The following is a 19,304-nucleotide window of genomic DNA, read 5'->3' as shown; positions in this document are numbered from 1 at the left end:
CCAAACTCGGAGCATATAAATCGTGGAAAAAATAGCCATCATCGCATTGTCATGCCTATTTCCCGATGCCAAAAATCCTGAAGAATACTGGCAAAACATCGTTAATCAAAAAGATTCGACATCCTCTGCAACAGTCGAAGAAATCGGAGTAGATCCGACAATCTTTCATAATCCAGTCAAAGGTACACCAGACAAAACCTATTCCCTCAAAGGCGGTTACATCCGCAACTTTCAATTTAATCCATCTGAATACAATCTACCATCAGAATTTGTTGCTGGTTTAGATAACACCTTCAAATGGTCATTGTATGCCGCTAAACAAGCAATTGTACAGAGTGGTTATTGGGGTAATCAAACTGTCCTAGCAAAATGTGGCGTAATTTTAGGTAATTTGTCATTCCCGACAAAATTATCTAATCAATTATTCTCTCCAATTTACCAGCAAGCTATTAATCCTGCCGTCAGAGAACTTTTGCAGTATGAAGATTTTGATTTAGCTGTACCAAGTGCAACCAAAGCGTCTTTATACAATGCGATGATATCTGGTTTACCAGCATCTATCGTAGCTCAAGCACTATCTCTATCCCAGATTAATTTATGTCTGGATGCTGCTTGTTCGTCATCATTTTATGCGATTAAACTAGCATCTCATTACTTATGGTCACACAAAGCTGATGTCATGTTAGCTGGAGCCATCAGTTGTGCAGATTCTCTATTCGTGCGGATGTTATTTTCCGGTGTTCAAGGGTATGCAGAAAACGGTATCAGCCGCCCCTTAGATAAATCCTCTAGAGGGCTAATTCCCGCCGATGGTGTCGGGATGGTGATGCTGAAAAGATATTCTGATGCCGTTAGAGATGGTGATAATATTCTTGCTACCATCTGCGGTAATGGACTCTCCAATGATGGCAAAGGGAAGCATTTATTAAGTCCGAATCCTAAAGGACAAACCTTAGCTTTTGAACGAGCCTATAATGAGGCGAATTTTAGTCCAAAAAGCATCGATTATTTAGAGTGTCACGCCACTGGCACATTGCTAGGAGATACAACCGAATTCAACTCTATCGAAACATTTTTTGGTCAACACCAAGCTGCGCCTCTAGTGGGTTCTGCTAAGGCAAATACTGGTCACTTGCTAACTGCTGCTGGCATGGTTGGCTTGACTAAAGTGATTTTGAGTATGTCTCATGGTGTAATTCCAGCAACCATGAATGTTTCGGAACCTTTAACGTCAGAAAAAGGTACAATTTCTGCCGACAAAATTGTTAGAACAGCTACAGCATGGCCAAATAATAACGCACCAATTAAACGAGCGGCTATCAGCGCTTTTGGATTTGGTGGCACTAATTCTCATCTGATTTTAGAACAAGGAAATACAGCAGAATCAGTTGAATCAATTCCACCTGTTCCACCTACCAAAGTCGCCATTGTCGGCATGGATGCCTTTTTTGGTAACTGCAATGGTTTAGATGCTTTTGAACGCAGTATTTATGATGGAACACAGCATTTTACTTCCTTACCGCCTCAAAGATGGCATGGTATAGAAAATCAAGAAAATGTCCTGAAAGAGTACGGTTTAACAGACGGGAAAGCACCAGTAGGGGCATATATCAAGGATTTTGAAATCGATACTTTATCGTGCAAAATCCCACCGAATGAAATCGAAAAGCTAAACCCACAACAATTGTTGCTTCTGAAAGTTAGCGATCGCGCCGTAAAAGATGCGAAACTACAGGAGGGTGGCAATGTGGCTGTGATTGTTGCCGCCGAGACAGAATTCTCTGTGCATCAGCTACAGCAAAGATGGAATTTATCTTGGCAAGTTAAGGATGGTTTACTCAACCAAGGAATTTCTCTACCTGCTGAACAGCTTTCCCAACTGGAAACCATTGTCAAAGATAGCATTCACCAACCAGTAGAAATCGGCGAATATGTAAGTCACATCGCCAACATCATGGCGAGTCGGATTTCTGCTTTGTGGAATTTCACTGGCCCTGCATTCACCGTCAGCGCCGGCGAAAATTCTGCCCTCAAGGCGTTGGAAGTTGCCCAAATGCTACTCGCTACTGGAGAAGTTGATGCAGTCGTTGTGGGTGCGGTAGATTTAGCCGGCGGTGTGGAAAATGTCTTATTCCGCAGCCAATTTGCCCCAATTAATACGGGTGTCAATACGTTGGGTTATGACCAACAAGCTAACGGCTGGACGGTTGGCGAAGGTGCGGGTGCTGTCGTCCTCAAGCGTTACGAAGCTGCTAAAGAAGACAATGAACGCATCTATGCAGTAATTGATGCCATGAGTTTCGCACAAGGTAATTCTACTTTGAGTGACGCTTTGGTAAAACCTGATGCTTCAGCTATCAGTGATGTCTGCAAACAAGCTTTCCAGATGGCTGAGATTCAACCCACAGAGGTTAACTATGTGGAAGTCTTCGGTAGTGGCGTTCCCCAGGAGGATGAAGCCGAAATCACAGGTTTACTGCAAGCTTATCCGAAAGTGGGCAATGGTTTGCACTGTGCCTTAGGTAGCGTTAAATCCAATATCGGCCACACCTATACAGCATCGGGAATTGCTAGCTTAATCAAAACCGCTCTCTGTCTTTATTACAGGTATATTCCCGCCACACCCAAATGGTCTGGTGTCAAAACACCGCAAGTATGGGAAGGTAGTCCTTTCTATGTGGCGATGGAATCAAGACCTTGGTTTGTCGATAAAGGCGGCACACGCAGAATAGCAGCGATTAATAGCATGGGTATAGATGGCAGTTACGCCCATTTAATCTTATCGGAGGAACCCAGCCAAGAGGAGCGCGACAACAGATATTTGCAACAAATGCCTTTTCATCTGTTTCCTATCGCAGTTAGCGATCGCTCCACTATACCCGATATCCTAAACCATCTCCAGAAATCCATCGAAGCTAGTTCTTCTTTATCAGCTACCGCCAGCCAAACATTTGCTACCTTTCAACAGCAATCTGATCCAAAATACGTCTTATCAATCACAGGACGTAACACCAAAGATTTACTCAAAGAAATTGAATCTGCCCGCAAAGGTGTAAACAATGCCTTTGAAAACGGCACAGATTGGCAAACACCACTAGGTAGTTATTTCACAGCGAAACCATTGGGTAAAACTGGGGCAGTTGCTTACGTTTACCCCGCAGCAGTCAATTCTTATATTGGCATTGGTCGCAGCGTCTTCCGCTTATTTCCGAAAGTTTTTGAGGACTTAAAAAGTAATAATCTTTACAACCGGGCTGCCGATGTTGAAAAGCTGGTTTATCCCAGAAGCTTACCTAAATTGACAACCAGGCAATTAGAAACTCTCGAAAAGCAATTGTTAGATGATTCACTGGCAATGTTTGAAAGTGAAATCGCCTTTGCTAGATACATGACAGCAATTTTCCGAGATGATTTTAAAGTCAAGCCGCAATCTGTATTTGGGTATAGTTTGGGTGAAACTAGTATGATGGTTGCCCAAGGAGTTTGGAGTGATTTTGAGGGTGGAAGTAATACCTTAAACTCATCGCCTCTATTTGGTGATAAGTTATCTGGGCCGAAAAATGCGGTGCGTGAATATTGGGGATTAACCGATTCACCAAACAACAATTTTTGGAATACCTATGTTCTCATGGCTACTCCATCTCAAGTTAGAGAATGCCTGAAACATGAGAATCACGTTTACTTAACTCAAATCAACACACCAGAAGAAGTATTAATTGCTGGTGAAGATGCAGCCTGCAAGCGAGTGATTGCGACTTTAGGTTGTAATTCTTTCCCTGCTCCCTTCGACCATGTGATACATTGTGAAGCGATGCGATCGCAGTTCGAGGAAATCAAGAAGGTAAACAGCTTACCATCGCAAAATCTCCCTGGTATTGTGTTTTACTCAGCCGCCGATTATCAACCAGTTACACTTGAAAGAGATACTATTGCTCACAACATCGCCAAAGGATTGTGCCAAGAACTTGATTTTCCGCAATTAGTAAATCGTGTCTACGGCGATGGGGTCAAAATATTTCTAGAAGCAGGCGCAGGTAGTGTCTGTTCCCGATGGATTGACAAAATTCTCGGCAGCCAAGAACATATCACAGTCTCTCTAAATCGTAGAGGGATGGATGACCATGCTTCGATGGTCAAAGCATTAGCAAAACTACTCAGTCATCAGGTGAACGTGGATTTATCACCACTGTATAGCAAAGCCCAAGACACTGCTAATTCAAATAAAGCAACATTGAGAACAGTTACCTTGGGTGGGAAAGCGATCGCTGCTACAATTTTGAGCGAAGAGAATCGTAAACTTGTTGAAAATTTGGTTGAGGATATTAAGTGCGATCGCTTCAAAATACAGCATCCAGATATACCTAATATCCAACAATCTGAAATCACAGATTTTCTTAACACTTCCAACCACATAACCCAAGAAGAAAATTATTCCCCTAACATCTTGCCTCAGCCAGAAGAAGTAAAACCGAAAAATATCATTGATAACGTTTTTCAACCGAGAGAACAATTACAATCTTCTGAGTCAAGCGCAATTAGACAGCCAATTCCTGTTTCTTTCCCCCCCGTCAGAACTCAAAAAATTAGTAGCATCATCAGTATGTTCGATTTAAATAAGACCCAGTATCAAAAGCTCAATGCTAATAATTCAAAGATAACTAAAGCACACACAGCCTTCTTACAAGCTAGACAAGATTACAGTCAGCAAATGAGCGAAATCATTCAATTGCAACTAGCTTGCGCCCAAAACTTGCTTAACGACGAATCTTAATATCTCATACCAATTCTCTCTCAACTTGCACCAACTAATTATTAACTCCTCTCTTCCTTAGCGCTCTTGGCGTCTTGGCGGTTCGTTTAAAAATTATTACGTGCATCTTCATGGAGAATTGGTATGAAAATTTAGATTTATATAGCAATCCTATCTAAGTTTTGGAAATGAACGAACCGCCAAGACGCCAAGAGCGCTAAGGAAGAGAGAAGTTTTCACATACGATTTAGGATTGCTATATAAAGAGTCTACACCCTTCAAATTTAATCATCCATTGTTTGTAATCCGAGGGATAACTACCGTGACAACCGTAGATACGGTACTAAGTAAACACGATAATGGTCTTAACTTCTCCGCTTGGTCGCATAACAAAAACCAAGTTTGGAAAGGTTCTTTAGAAACTGTATCTTTTGAGAAACAAACCATCAAAGATAAATTGATGGTGTTAAATAAACCCTGCTACATCGTGAAAGTTGCCGGAAAAATCGGTGTCACTAACGAGGGTTATTTATCCCCTGGTGATAATGGCACAACAGCACAAGTAGAACTGCTAACATTTGCCGCCCCAATCCGCATTCAACAATTTGGAGATCCAAATTTTCTCTCCTCTCATGGAGTAAAATATGCCTATGTTACTGGCGCAATGGCTGGCGGAATTGCTTCCGAAGAAATGGTCATTGCACTTGGAAAAGAGCAAATTTTGAGTTCCTTTGGTGCAGGTGGTTTAACTCCAGAACGTTTGGAAGCAGCCATCAATCGCATTCAACAAGCCTTACCTCAAGGGCCCTACGCATTTAATCTAATCCACAGCCCCAACGAACCTGCGACTGAACGCCGGGCTGTGGATTTATACCTCAAATATCAAGTAAGAACAGTAGAAGCCTCTGCATTTCTCGACTTGACTCCCAACATTGTTTATTACCGTGTTGCGGGATTGGCATTGAATAGCGCCAATCAAATTGAAATCAAAAATAAAATCATTGCCAAAATTTCTCGCCGAGAAGTTGCAACTAAATTTCTGCAACCAGCACCAGCCAGAATACTTAAAGAACTTCTTGAACAAGGGTTAATAACTGAGTTACAAGCAACCCTTGCAGCCAAAGTTCCGATGGCTGATGATATTACCGTTGAGGCTGATTCTGGAGGTCATACAGATAACCGTCCCTTGGTTTGTGTGTTACCTTCTATTATTGCCTTGCGAGATGAAATTCAAGCGCAATATCATTATCAAACACCCATTAGAATCGGCGTTGCAGGGGGAATTGGTACACCACAATCAGCATTAGCAGCCTTTATGATGGGTGCTGCTTATGTAATGACTGGCTCAATTAATCAATCATGTGTTGAATCTGGGGCTTGTGAACATACCAAAAAGTTACTAGCCCAAGCTGAAATGGCTGATATGATTATGGCCCCAGCAGCAGATATGTTTGAAATGGGAGTCAAATTGCAAGTTCTCAAACGGGGTACAATGTTCCCCATGCGAGCGCAGAAATTATTTGAACTCTACCGCGCTTATGATTCTATTGAAAGCATCCCACTTGCAGAAAGAGAGAAATTAGAAAAACAAGTTTTTCGCAAAACTATTGCTGAAGTATGGGAAGGAACTGCGGCTTATTTGTCCCAAAAGAATCCTGAGAAACTTGGGAAAGCAGTTAATAATCCTAAACTGAAAATGGCGTTGATTTTCCGTTGGTATCTAGGATTATCTTCTCGCTGGTCGAGTTCTGGTGAAAAAGGTAGAGAAGTCGATTATCAAATTTGGTGTGGCCCGGCAATGGGCGGTTTCAATGACTGGGTACGCGGTTCCTATTTGTCTGAACCAAATAATCGTGGTGTCGTTGATGTTGCTAATCAAATTATGACTGGTGCAGCCTTTTTGTACCGTGTTCAAAATTTGAAAATTCAAGGGCTGCAAGCTTCCGATTATTACAGTCAGTATCACCCTGTTCGTTCTACATCATTGTTGGAGATTTAAAAATGACTATAAAACAGTCTTTCACAGCAGACGATATTCAAATATTTTTGGTATCTAACTTAGCTAAATTGCTAGACGTAGCAACTGACGAAATAGATGTCAAAGAACATTTAGAAAACTATGGCTTGGATTCAGCCCAAGCAATGATTCTAGTAAGTAACTTAGAAAAGTTGCTCGGATTTCAACCCTCTCCATTGCTTCTGTGGCATTACCCAAATATTGAAGCTCTTTCACAGCGTTTAGCTGAAGAAGTGCAAGAAGGTTCGCCAGTTCAAGATACCAAGGTAGTAGCCTCTAATGCCAACACTGCACCCTCTGTTCTAGATTTAGGTGCTGAGGCTGTTCTTGACCCCACCATCCATCCCGGTGCTGCATCTAATGTGCTTGTGGGTGAACCCAAGAACATCTTTTTAACTGGAGGAACAGGCTTTTTAGGAGCTTTTATCATCCGGGAATTGCTACAAGAAACTAATGCGGATATCTATTGTTTAGTACGTGCTGCTAATGCCGAAGAAGGCAAAAGCAAACTCCAAAAGAATCTGGAACAGTATGCAATTTGGCAGGAAGAATTTACCTCCAGAATTATTCCGATTGTCGGCGATTTATCTCAGCCTTTGTTAGGTATTGCTTCGGAACAGTTTCAAAAATTAGCTGCAAATATTGATACCATCTATCATAGTGCTGCTTTGTTGAATTATGTTTTTCCATACTCAGCACTGAAAGCAGCCAATGTTTTAGGCACTCAAGAAGTTTTGAGATTAGCTTGTCAAGTTAAAGTCAAGCCTGTACATTACGTTTCTAGTGTTGCTGTTTTTGAATCCACTGCTTATGCTGGCAAGGTTGTCAAAGAGCAGGATGAATTCAATCATTGGGAAGGTATTTATCTTGGTTACTCACAAACAAAATGGGTAGCCGAAAAGTTAGTTAAAATTGCGCGTGACCGTGGACTACCTGTAACTATCCATAGACCACCACTGATTTCAGGTGATAGCAAAACAGGTATTTGTAACACACACGACTTTATCAATTTAATGACCAAGGGCTGTCTACAAATGGGATATTTCCCTGATGTAGATTATATGTTGGATATGTCACCTGTGGATTATGTAAGTAAAGCGATCGTTTATCTATCACGCCAAAAAGAATCCATAGGTAAAGCTTTCAATTTACAACATCCCCAACCCGCCGCTTTAAAAATGCTAGTTGAGTGGATACGCTCTTTTGGTTATTCAGTTGAGATGATTCCTTTTGAAAAATGGCAATCAGAGTTAATCAATAATGTCACTTCTGCTGACAATCCTTTATACACTCTGCGACCATTTTTGCTGGAACGTTGGTCTGATGAACAACTGACTATTCCTGATTTGTATTTACAAGCTAGAAGACCCCACATTAGCTGCCAAGATACTCTTCACGCATTGGCAGGTAGTTCTATTGTTTGTCCTCCAATTGACTCTCAATTGTTTATGACTTACACAGCTTACTTAATTCAAAGTGGTTTCTTGAATATCGCTTAGGAGTGCATAACTTGCGTAGGATGTGTTAGGAACTTAACGCACTATCCCGAATACTTTCGGTGCGTTACGTAAGCCGTAACACACCCTACAACTACAACAAAAAAAGTTTATTTAGTCGATGTTTTTTAAAACTCAGTACTGCTGAATAGTTAATATTTCAGATGCCTTCAACAACTTATATACCAACAGTGGCAATATAATTGCCCTGTTTTTTTATGCTCAATAATGTAAATTTTTAGGATTCACCCCTTGACAGAAGCAATTGAAGATAGAATGGTTAGTGTCGGGCATAAAAGTTTGGTTTTGCCTGCTGGCTTTTGTAAGTAATCAAAAGCCAGTGCTAGTAGTTTGAAATAACCAAACTTCTTTAATGCTCCACTTATTCGATGTATAAGTCCTAAATTTACGTTTGGACTTGTTACATCTATCCAAGGAATCACACAAGCATTTGAAATGGTAATAACTCAAGACAGTTATTGTCGGTTCAAATATTACGTGTACTTAATTGTAGAACGAGAACCACTGTAAATGCAAGGCAGCTTCATCAAGTTGAATTCACCAATATTTTTACATGAACAAAACACATCAAAGTCAGAGCAAAAAAACTGCTCTTATTACTGGGGCAGCCGGTGGAATTGGCTACGAATTAGCCTGTATTTTTGCCACTCATGATTACAATCTAGTCTTAGTAGACAGAAACGGCCCAAAGCTAGTAGAAATTGCAGCTAAATTCCAAAAAGAATTCGGAAATCTTGTCAAAACTATTGTTAAAGATTTATCTATATCAACTGCTCCTGAAGAAATTTTCACGGAGTTGCAACTCGCCAATATTAATGTTGATGTGCTGGTAAATAATGCTGGATTTGGTATCTATGGATTATTTCACGAAACAGACTTAGCGACTGAATTGGAAATGTTACAGGTAAATTTGGTGTGCCTCACCCATTTAACCAAGCTATTTGTAAAGCACATGGTTAAGCAAGGTGAAGGTAAAATATTAAATGTTTCCTCAGCTGCTGCTTTTCAACCTGGGCCTTTGATGGCGGTTTATTTTGCTACTAAAGCTTATATTTTATCTTTTTCGGAAGCGATCGCTAATGAATTAGAAGGTACAGGTGTCACTGTGACAGTTCTTTGCCCAGGCTCAACAGAATCTGGTTTTCATGAAAGAACCGGGATGGCTGACTCGAAGTTGCTCAAGGGTAAGAGAATGATGGATGCACAAACTGTAGCCGAAATTGGTTTTCGCGGCTTAATGCAGGGCAAAACCATTGTTATTCCTGGTTTCATGAATAAATTACTTGCAAAATGCGTCAGATTTGTACCCAGAAACCTGGTGACAAAAATTGTGAGAAATATGCAGGAGGATAAGTAAGCTGGTTGTCATTTGTCATTTGTCATTTGTCATTTGTCATTTGTCATTTGTCATTTGTCATTTGTCCGCAATATCTCTCTTGTTTCATCTAGGAGATGAGCTTAGTCAAGATCAATACTGCCAGCATTTTAAGTTCCAGCCACAATGTGCTATGGCAACAGCAGCAACGTAATTGTTAGCAGGTACTAGTTCAAAAAGACTCCAATCTTCTAATATCTGTAACTTGGCTGGTTCTGTAGGAGTCAACAATACTTCAACTTGCTCTAACTGGGATAGTCCGTCTCCAGTTGCTTTTAAATAAGCTTCCTTACAAGTCCAGTAACGGAAAAATACTTCTTGCTGTTGGTTGGGAGATAGCGATCGCAACATCTCATATTCTCTCGGTAAAAAGAACCGTTTGGCAAGAGCTTCAATATCAGACATCGGGCGAATATATTCTAGGTCTACACCAATTGGGCGAGTACAATTCACCGCACACAAACCCAACCCTTGGGAATGAGACAAGTTAAACGCCAGTCCACTATTGGCAAATGTGTCTGCTAATACTGGTTTGCCTCGCTGTTGATAATTAAACTGCACTTGTAAGGGTTGGATACCCAAATAGCGACCTAATATAGTTCGGAGAATACCACGACCAGCAATGAAACGCTGTCGATGTTCCTGAAAATAAAACCGTTCAGCACGAGCCGTTTCGTCACTGGAAAGAGTTGCTGCTAAATTTTGCAGTTGTAGTTCTGGTTGGTCAAGTTCTATACGCCAGACATGAATCTCATCTGGTAACAAAGTTAAATCTATCGGTGCAGGTAGCCAGAAATTATGAGTAGCGGTCATTGAATCTGATTTGATTTGTTTTGTAACCTTTACCGAAGTTTAGCTTTGCTAGTCTCTATTTTATCTTGAAGATATATTTTAAGTTTTCCACAACCAGTAGTGCGATCGCTAGTTTTAATGGTTGAATAATTAGTTGAAAATATTAAGTAACGTATAAAAATTGATTAAATTTAACTTAGTTTATGGAAAAAATCTTACTTTTTGTGGAAAAATCTGTGGAAAACTTGATATTTTCCTGATAAAACTTAATTAAGTATAATTACTTTGTGGAAAAATGCTATAGTTTTTCCACAAGTTTTCCACAAGGTAAACTTGCTTAACACGGATTATTGATGTTGGGTTGAGGAACGAAATTTAGCTAAAAAATTTTATCGCGCAGAGCGCGAGACAAATAAGAGAAGAAAGGAAAAGAAAAAACTGAAGAGGGCAAAAGGACAAGAGTGTAAAGGGCTACTAAGTCCTGCCACGAACCAACACAACCCGAAAACCCACGTTGAAGTCATTACCATCACGCCGATAATAGAGGCGAAACGCCGATCGGCAACACTTGGGTTCGTAGTAGAACGAACCACCACGCAGCAGCCTTTGATTATTACCACTTATCCAAGGGCTACCGTTTGCTGGTGCTTTATTATAATTTTCGTGCCAATCATCCTGACACCATTCCCATATATTACCATGCATATCAAATAAACCAAAGGAATTTGGTGAAAATTTTCCGACATCTGTTGTTTGTTCACGATATTCACCTTTTGACCCAGCACCATAAGTATAGTTACCGTTATAATTCGCCAAATCAGTCGTAATCGTCTCACCAAAATAAAATGGGGTAGTTGTTCCCGCACGACAGGCATATTCCCACTCTGCCTCACTAGGCAAGCGATAGGTTTTCCCAGTCTTGTTAGATAATCTGGCACAAAACTCAATTGCATCATCCCAAGATACTTGTTCAACAGGTCGATTAGCGCCTTTGAAGTAAGATGGTTCAGGATTTAAATCAACATTTACCTTTTTCAGCCCAGCTACAACAGCCCATTGGCTTTGTGTAACTGGATATTTACCCATGAAAAAGGGTTTAATGGTAACAAGGTGCTGTGGACTTTCATCACTGTATCGTTCTGGCTCATTCTCTGGGGAACCCATTAAGAATTTACCGCCACGAATTGGAACTATTTCTAGAACTACGCCATCGCCCAAATTTTCTGTAAAAAGCTTTGCTTCTACTACATCTTCATCCTTAAGCTCATACTCTCGTTGTAATTTATTTAATTCCTTTTTAGCTCTTTCATCCAACGGATATCTGTGTTGAGCTACAAAATCTATGAATAATTCTCTGTAGTCATCTATATGTTGCTGACGTATCTTGTAAGGCTTTAATACTTCTTTTTGAACTGCACTAGCTTCTGAATCTATTAATCCTAAGTTTATTTCTAATCTTTTTAATATTTTCAATTCCCCAAAAGAAATATCGCCATCGCCATCAGACGCAAATTTTTCAACCTTCTGACGATATTGAGCTATAGCCTTTGCCTTACTTAGTTGTTCAGCAGCAACCTTAATTCCCTCAGCTACATTCGTGAATGCATCGTCTCGATTATGCCAAGATGAAGATGTAACAGGTTGGGCATTTTTGGGCAGAGCTTGTAGTCTAACTAATGGTGGTGATTGCCAAGCAACACTTCGCAAAATAATTGGAATGACGCAAGCTTCTCCAGCTTCGTGGCGTTCTACTGCTTTGGTAACTTCAACACTCCAGCAGTATTCAGAACGGATAAAGTCTGAACTTACCAGCAATAAAATGATATCGGCTGTATTCAAATTCTCATTAATCTGCCGATCCCATTCTCCTCCAGGTGGTATCTCGCGATCGTCCCAGGTTGAAATTACACCTTGCCGTTTCAACATAGTGAGGTGGTTAACGAGTTCATTCTTTAGGGGTTCGTCGGCGTGAGAGTAAGAAATGAATACTTTGAGCGACACCAACGATACCTCTTGCGTCTTTAAGAGCGGAATAAATTACGCTTTTCACAAATTATAGTATGTTTGCGTACTACACTGGGTGGCTGGAAGTCGCGGCTACACAGACAAAACCCGCCTTTACTACGGAAGCTACGCCAAGGCGGGTTAAAAACTTTGATTTTTTGCCAGTTACAGACCTCTAGAGTTGCCCCAGAGCCTTTTGATCCCCCCAACCCCCCTTAAAAAAGAGGGCAAAAACCTCTCAAAGTCCTCCTTTTTAAGGAGGATTTAGGAGGATCTACAGGATTTTGGTTTTGTACAGAGATGTGTGTACACCGTAGCTTTTTAGGAGAGAGGCTAAAGTCTATTGCATCTATAGATGCGTAGCGGCTTACCGCAGGGTACGAAAACCGCTATATAAACCTGATTGGATTTTAGCTAACTCGCGATGTCTACGACGGGCTACGCCTACGCAGCCGATGTCCCATTCATAGATCCATTTACAGAAGAAGGCTGAACAGAATTGATGACTTGGGAATTGCCTACTACGTTTCGCTTCTTCTTGGTATTACCTCGTCGCACACCACCCGCCATCTCATATTCCTGGCTGGTTTTACCGTAACGGCTGCCAACTCCTAGTAACATTTTTTCTGACATTGCAATTACAGCCTGTTCTGCATTCTTCACATCATCTGTGAGTTTGTCAATGGAAGATAAAGCAGTGTTGTAGGCAGCAAGCTTAGACCGTAGATCGTTAATTGTTGCATTGTAAGCTTGTATAGTCAGTCCTTCGCCGAAGTCTAATTTTACACTGATAGATTGTAAACTTTCAATGCGGCGATCGGCTTTTTCTAAAACGCTGGAGTTTCTTTTAGGACGTGCCATCATTCATCTCTCCTAGTAAACTATAGTACTTTTTTATACAAAATTTTCCCTGGTTGTCATCAGAAAATATAACAAAATCAGTTGCTTACAATGTAGGCAATCGTAAAGTTCGCACCTCTAGACTTGTAGTTGATTTTACTTAAATTGTTTTTTATTTAAGTAATAAATAGACTTATAAGTTTATTGCGACAATTATTGCAATGATTTCAACGTTTCTTATACATGGAGGATCAATTGTTGCAAAGTATGAATACTTTGCTGCAACTGCTTATACTTTTGCAAGAAATGCTTAAGCGTTTCTTATATATGAAGGATTAATTGTTGCAAAGTATGAATGCTTTGCTGCAACTGCTTATACCTTTGCAAGAAATGCTTAAGCGTTTCTTATAGATCGCGCAACATTAGCTGCAATCGTTTGAGTCTTTACAAGTCTGAAGCGTAAGAGCGTAGGCAATACGGTTCGGTTAAGACAAGAGACGCGATGAATCGCCGTCTCTACAAAGGACTGATTATTGTAGAGACGGCGATTCATCGCGTCTTTGCGATCTAGAATTTTCATCAAAAAACTTTAACCGAACCGTATTGAGAGCGTAGGCGTAACCCGTCGTAGACATCACTTTTGTCTGTTGTCTGACGATAAAATCTTTCTTAAACCCTATTAACCTAATAAATGAAGTCCTGTTGGTATTGAGGCAGATAGTTTATGACAGCCAGAGAGCAACTTATTCAGGAAATTGGGCAGGTTTCAGATTCTTTAGTGGAAGAAGTGTTAGACTTCTTGCTATTCATAAAAGATAGACAAGATCAGAAAAATTTCACATCTGATAGTTATAAAAGCCAGGCATCTGAGCAAAGCATTCTAGAGCGTATGGGAGGAATGCCCCAGCATTTGCTGTCGGTTGGTAATTTATCAGACCGAGACGTTCGGAGAGCAATTATTGCATCGCGGATAAAGCAGAGCCACCAAACCGTTTAAACGAGTTTTTTACCCTTAAATAACTTCATTAGCGATCGCCTATAAACAATAAGGATGTTACGATATCCTTCACCAGCTGAATCTGACTTATGAAATTAGTTTGTTCGCAAAGCGATCTCAGTACAAATCTCTCGCTCGTTAGTCGTGCAGTACCTTCACGGCCAACTCATCCAGTACTTGCCAATGTGCTGTTACAAGCGGATGCTGAAACTAACCAAGTAAGCTTAACAGCCTTCGATCTCAGCTTGGGAATCCGCACCAGCTTTAATGCAGAGGTATGGCAAGGAGGTGCGATCGCACTTCCTGCTAAATTACTTGTAGATATCACCTCCCGTCTTCCAGAAGGCGAAATCACTTTAGACGATGAATCAGCCCTCACAGGTGCAACATCCGGTGGAGAAGGTTTAATAGTTACACTCACACCTAAAAGTGGACATTATCAAGTCCGGGCAATGGGGCCGGAAGAATTTCCTGAACTACCCGTAATTGAAAATACAGAAGTAATTTATCTCACCACCGCCGCATTAGTTGAGGGATTACGGGGTTCATTATTTGCAACCAGTGGTGATGAAACTAAACAAGTACTCACGGGTGTGCATTTAACAGTTAAACAAGATACCCTAGAATTTGCAGCTACCGACGGACATCGCCTAGCAGTGGTAGAAACTAGCAACGAGCGTCCTTTAGGCGGAACGAGTCAGCTAGAGGTGACAGTACCAGCGAGAGCATTACGCGAACTCCAACGGATGCTAGCTCATAGCGCCTCATCAGATGAACCTGTAGCTTTATATTTCGATCAAGGTCAAGTTGTGTTTGCATGGCAAAATCAACGCTTGACTAGTCGCACATTAGAAGGGCAATATCCTGCTTATCGACAATTGATTCCGCGTCAATTTGAACGACAAGTAACAATTGAGCGGCGACAATTTGTCAGCACTTTAGAACGGATTGCTGTATTAGCAGATCAGAAAAATAATATTGTCAAACTTAGTATTGATAGCGAAGCTCAAGAAATTACCTTATCTTGTGAAGCTCAAGATGTGGGTAGTGGTAGAGAGTCAATGCCAGCGCAGATATCTGGAGAAAACATTGAAATTGCTTTTAATATTAAATATTTGATGGAAGGCTTGAAAGAGTTACCATCTACCGAAATTCAAATGCACCTAAATCAAAGTCTAACTCCAGTGATTTTTACACCATTGGGTGGTTTGAAAATGACTTATTTAGCTATGCCTGTGCAACTGAGAAGTTGAAGGAGGTAGTGGGCAGGGAGCAGGGGGCAATTTATGAATTACCCCTACGACAGATGTAGTTCAAATATATGAAAACTGCTGTAAAAGTATTTGGCGATAAATAAAGACGGGTTGCAGCCCGTCTAAAAAATAGCTTGAAAGTGCAAATACACCTTGTATAGTTATTAAAAATAACACAGTTAATTTGCTCAGAGTTGCCAATTTGCCAAGTGGCTTTCCATATTTGCAGGCTGTCCCTGCCCCCTGCCTCGTTCAAGTGAAGTTAAGGCAGATGCCCACCCTACAAGAATCATTCCTTAATTCAGCAAAACCCGCACTTTCGGAGTCTTCCCTAGTAGAAAAGTAGTAATAATTGCCATTAAAAAAATATTGTTTCGTCTAAGAGGTTGTTTGAAAAGTGGTTGGCTGTGATTTTAGGCACTTATTGATCCCCCCTAACCCCCCTTAAAAATGGGGGAGCCAGAATCAAAGTCCCCCTTTTTAAGGGGGATTTAGGGGGATCTAAAATGTTTTGCTACCAAGAAAAGAACTTTTCAAACATTCTCTAAATCAGTCATAGTAGAGTTTACAGCTACTGCATACAAAAGCTTCTCTAAGTGTTTTACCAGAGCGGCAAAGTTCTATTTGAACTTAACAGCAGCTAAGATCAAGGTTTATAAGCATCAAATATGAACGTTTTACTTCTATACCCCCTTTTTCCAAAAAGCTTTTGGTCTTTTGAAAAAACCCTGGCTTTATTAGACCGTAAAGCAATGCTACCGCCTTTAGGTTTGGTAACTGTAGCCGCGATATTACCTCAGGAATGGGAGTATAAGCTAGTAGATCGAAATGTTCGCGCCTGTACAGAAGCAGAGTGGGCTTGGGCAGATTTGGTTATTATGTCGGCGATGATTGTGCAAAAAGAGGATTTGCTCTGTCAGATATTAGAAGCAAAACGCAGAGGTAAACGGGTAGCTGTGGGTGGGCCTTTCCCGACAGCGTTACCAGATGAAATGACATCCGCCGGAGTGGATTACTTGATATTGGACGAAGGGGAAATTACCCTACCCTTATTTGTAGCAGCGATCGCACGAGGCGATCGCACAGGTATCTTTCGCTCTGGCGGTGAAAAACCAGATGTTACCAACACTCCCACCCCTCGCTTTGACTTGCTAGAGTTTGAAGCTTATGCGGAAATGTCAGTGCAATTTTCTCGTGGATGTCCCTTCCAGTGTGAATTCTGCGACATTATTGTGCTGTATGGTCGCAAACCCCGCACCAAAAACCCAGAACAATTACTAGCAGAACTTGATTATCTCTACAAACTGGGTTGGCGGCGCAGTATTTTTATGGTGGATGACAACTTCATCGGTAATAAGCGGAATGTCAAATTATTTTTGAAGTCTCTTCTGCCCTGGATGGTAGAACATAACTATCCCTTTTCTTTTGCGACAGAAGCCTCAGTTGATTTAGCTCAAGATCAAGAACTGATGGACTTGATGGTAGCGTGTAATTTTGGAGCCGTTTTTCTGGGAATTGAAACCCCCGACGAAGAAAGTCTCACTTTCACTCAGAAATACCAGAATACCAGAGACTCGCTCAGTGATGCGGTAAATAGAATTACCCGCTCAGGGTTGCGAGTTATGGCAGGCTTTATCATTGGGTTTGATGGCGAGAAAGTAGGAGCCGGAGCGCGAATTGTCAAGTTTGTTGAGCAAACAGCAATACCCACAGCTTTATTTAGTATGCTGCAAGCGCTTCCAGATACAGCCCTCTGGCATAGATTAGAAAAAGAAGGACGACTCCGCAATAAATCAGCCAACATCAACCAAACCACGTTGATGAACTTTGTCCCAACTCGACCGTTAGAAGACATTGCTCGTGAATATGTGCAGGCGTTCTGTGATTTGTATGAGCCAGAGCGGTTTTTGGAGCGTACATACAAACACTTCCGGCTTTTGGGCGAAGCAACCTATCCGAAAAAGGGCAAAGCTGCCAAGAAACCATTGAACTGGAAAGTACTCCGAGCCTTTCTAATCATTTGCTGGCGGCAGGGGGTACGTCGCCAAACGCGCTGGCAATTCTGGCGCAACTTGTGGAGTATGTATCAGCATAATCCGGGTGGAGTGAGTAGTTACTTAGCCGTTTGTGCCCAAATTGAGCATTTCTTGGAGTATCGCCAAATTGTTCGGGATGAAATTGAAGCTCAAGTGGCTGATTTTCTGCAAGCTGAAGCTAGGGTAAAACTTGAAGCGCAAGTGATGGTAAATACCTAGTTAAGGTGATTTACAAGAATAAATATACCGATGCCGTTGGTTTCGACTTCTCTTCTCTACGAGAGGCTGTGCCAACGAGACGCTACGCGAACGCTCAACCAACTGATAGATCGAGAGTTGAGCGAAGTCGAAACTCGCCAACACAGGTATTTTCTTTATCGGAAATCACCTAAGGCAAGAAACGCAATAAATCGCCGTCTCTACAAAGGACTGATTATTGTAGAGACGGCGATTTATCGCGTCTTTGTGATCGTACAATCCCGATACAATGTCCTTATTGGTACAAGTGACCATGCTACCCGATAATTTGGAGATTAATGAAGCGATCGCAGTACAATTTGCTCAATTAGTGCTGGATTGTATTGAGCGAGAGTATCCTAACAGTATTCTGCGTTGGGCTGAGAGCGACGAGGATATCAAACCACCGCGTCAATTGACTCCTGCTTTTTATGGTTGCTTAGATTGGCATTCGTCCGTACATGGTCACTGGTTACTGGTACGTCTGTTGCGTCACTTCCCCGAAGCCTCTTTCCATGCAGCATCAAAACAAGCGCTTGGGCAAAGCCTAACACCTGAGAAAATTCAAGGAGAGATTGCCCATTTTCAACGGCGACCCTTTTTTGAATTTCCTTACGGTGTCGCCTGGTTTCTGCAACTAGCTGCGGAACTTCACGAGTGGAATCATGCCCAAGCAAAAGAATGGCGGGTTGTATTGGAACCGCTAGAAAACTTGATTGCAGATAACTTACAGCGCTGGATTGACGGACTGAAACTGCCAAATCGCACAGGGGTGCATAACCAAACAGCCTTTGCACTTGGTTTGATGCTAGATTGGGCAAGGATTACCGAAAATACTGATTTTACTCAGTTATTGGAGAATAAAGCACGGCAATTTTATCTTAGCGATCGCAACTACTCGTTACAATTTGAGCCGCTTGGCTACGATTTTCTCTCTCCTGGACTTGCTGAAGCAGACCTGATGCGGCGAATCCTGCCAACAACAGATTTCACTGAGTGGCTCACCGATTTTCTGCCCCAAATACCCATTGATAATTCAGAAATTTGGTTAGAACCTACCAGAGTGGATAATCCTCAAGATTATATGCAGGCCCACTTCTACGGTCTTAATCTCAGTCGTGCTTGGATGCTTGAGGGTATCATATCTGGATTGGCAAATAGCGATCGCCGCATAGAAACACTCCGCTCTGCGGCCCTTCACCATCGTCAGCATGGACTCACAGACGTTGTAATTGAACATTATGCAGCTAGCCACTGGCTAGGAACTTTTGCTGTTTACCTCTTAACGAACCGTGGGTTGCCCCGCATCAGTGCTGAGAGACGCGATTAATCGCGTCTGTACAAGATTAGGAGTTATTATTCTCCCAATTCCCCATTCCCCATTCCCCACTCCCCACTCCCCATTCCCCAATCCTTAAAAGATGCCAAGTAAATATGCCTTAGCTTGCTGATACTGTCAGGATCAAAGAGTAAAGAATAAAAGGCA

At 41.5% G+C, this 19,304-nt stretch carries 13 protein-coding genes; 9 read left to right on the top strand and 4 right to left on the bottom strand.

All coding sequences use genetic code 11. The features are described from left to right. The first annotated feature begins 22 nt into the window (after positions 1–22). The 4 genes from V7K69_RS24795 to V7K69_RS24780 all read left to right on the top strand — a co-directional run bounded on the left by V7K69_RS24795 (position 23) and on the right by V7K69_RS24780 (position 9,641). Positions 23–4,771: a PfaB family protein gene (locus tag V7K69_RS24795; protein ID WP_335039268.1), complete on the top strand. Its 4,749-nt coding sequence runs from the start codon at positions 23–25 to the stop codon at positions 4,769–4,771. A gap of 301 nt (positions 4,772–5,072) precedes the next feature. After that, positions 5,073–6,749, top strand: a complete 1,677-nt coding sequence (locus tag V7K69_RS24790; RefSeq protein ID WP_335039266.1) for a PfaD family polyunsaturated fatty acid/polyketide biosynthesis protein — start codon at positions 5,073–5,075, stop codon at positions 6,747–6,749. A gap of 2 nt (positions 6,750–6,751) precedes the next feature. Further along, positions 6,752–8,266, top strand: a complete 1,515-nt coding sequence (locus V7K69_RS24785) for a thioester reductase domain-containing protein (protein WP_335039263.1) — start codon at positions 6,752–6,754, stop codon at positions 8,264–8,266. 571 nt (positions 8,267–8,837) lie between these two features. Further along, a complete protein-coding gene (locus V7K69_RS24780; protein WP_335039261.1) occupies positions 8,838–9,641 on the top strand; it encodes an SDR family NAD(P)-dependent oxidoreductase in 804 nt (267 codons plus the stop codon). A 111-nt stretch (positions 9,642–9,752) separates the two neighbouring features. Here the strand turns inward: V7K69_RS24780 and hetI are convergent, their stop codons facing one another. The 4 genes from hetI to V7K69_RS24760 all read right to left on the bottom strand — a co-directional run bounded on the left by hetI (position 9,753) and on the right by V7K69_RS24760 (position 13,875). Continuing rightward, positions 9,753–10,472: a 4'-phosphopantetheinyl transferase HetI gene (gene hetI / locus V7K69_RS24775; protein ID WP_335039259.1), complete on the bottom strand. Its 720-nt coding sequence runs from the start codon at positions 10,470–10,472 to the stop codon at positions 9,753–9,755. A gap of 453 nt (positions 10,473–10,925) precedes the next feature. Further along, positions 10,926–12,452 carry an SUMF1/EgtB/PvdO family nonheme iron enzyme gene (locus V7K69_RS24770; RefSeq protein WP_335039257.1) on the bottom strand — a complete coding sequence of 509 codons (1,527 nt, stop codon included), beginning with the start codon at positions 12,450–12,452 and terminating at the stop codon, positions 10,926–10,928. 447 nt (positions 12,453–12,899) lie between these two features. Further along, the gene (locus tag V7K69_RS24765) at positions 12,900–13,319 is read right to left on the bottom strand and encodes a hypothetical protein (protein ID WP_335039255.1); all 420 of its coding nucleotides are present in this window, start codon (positions 13,317–13,319) and stop codon (positions 12,900–12,902) included. Positions 13,320–13,689: 370 nt separating this feature from the next. Continuing rightward, on the bottom strand, positions 13,690–13,875 hold the full coding sequence (locus V7K69_RS24760; RefSeq protein ID WP_335039253.1) for a hypothetical protein: 186 nt from the start codon (positions 13,873–13,875) through the stop codon (positions 13,690–13,692). Between the two features lie 144 nt (positions 13,876–14,019). Here V7K69_RS24760 and V7K69_RS24755 point away from each other — a divergent pair, with 144 nt between their 5' ends. The 5 genes from V7K69_RS24755 (at position 14,020) to V7K69_RS24735 (ending at position 19,148) form a co-directional block, all read left to right on the top strand. Beyond that, positions 14,020–14,292, top strand: coding sequence for a hypothetical protein (locus tag V7K69_RS24755; protein WP_335039251.1), 273 nt, complete (start codon positions 14,020–14,022; stop codon positions 14,290–14,292). Positions 14,293–14,381: 89 nt separating this feature from the next. After that, the gene (gene dnaN, locus V7K69_RS24750) at positions 14,382–15,545 is read left to right on the top strand and encodes a DNA polymerase III subunit beta (RefSeq protein WP_335039249.1); all 1,164 of its coding nucleotides are present in this window, start codon (positions 14,382–14,384) and stop codon (positions 15,543–15,545) included. A 668-nt stretch (positions 15,546–16,213) separates the two neighbouring features. Further along, the gene (locus V7K69_RS24745; RefSeq protein ID WP_335039247.1) at positions 16,214–17,800 is read left to right on the top strand and encodes a B12-binding domain-containing radical SAM protein; all 1,587 of its coding nucleotides are present in this window, start codon (positions 16,214–16,216) and stop codon (positions 17,798–17,800) included. Positions 17,801–17,830: 30 nt separating this feature from the next. Beyond that, the gene (locus V7K69_RS24740) at positions 17,831–18,106 is read left to right on the top strand and encodes a hypothetical protein (protein WP_335039245.1); all 276 of its coding nucleotides are present in this window, start codon (positions 17,831–17,833) and stop codon (positions 18,104–18,106) included. Next, a complete protein-coding gene (locus V7K69_RS24735) occupies positions 18,093–19,148 on the top strand; it encodes a DUF2891 domain-containing protein (RefSeq protein ID WP_335039243.1) in 1,056 nt (351 codons plus the stop codon). Before V7K69_RS24740 ends, V7K69_RS24735 begins: the two co-directional genes overlap by 14 nt. Positions 19,149–19,304: the final 156 nt, after the last annotated feature.

The organism is Nostoc sp., assembly GCF_036917775.1.
Taxonomy (GTDB): domain Bacteria; phylum Cyanobacteriota; class Cyanobacteriia; order Cyanobacteriales; family Nostocaceae; genus Nostoc.
Note: the sequence above shows the minus strand (reverse complement) of the source record. Positions and strands in the feature narration are given on the sequence as shown.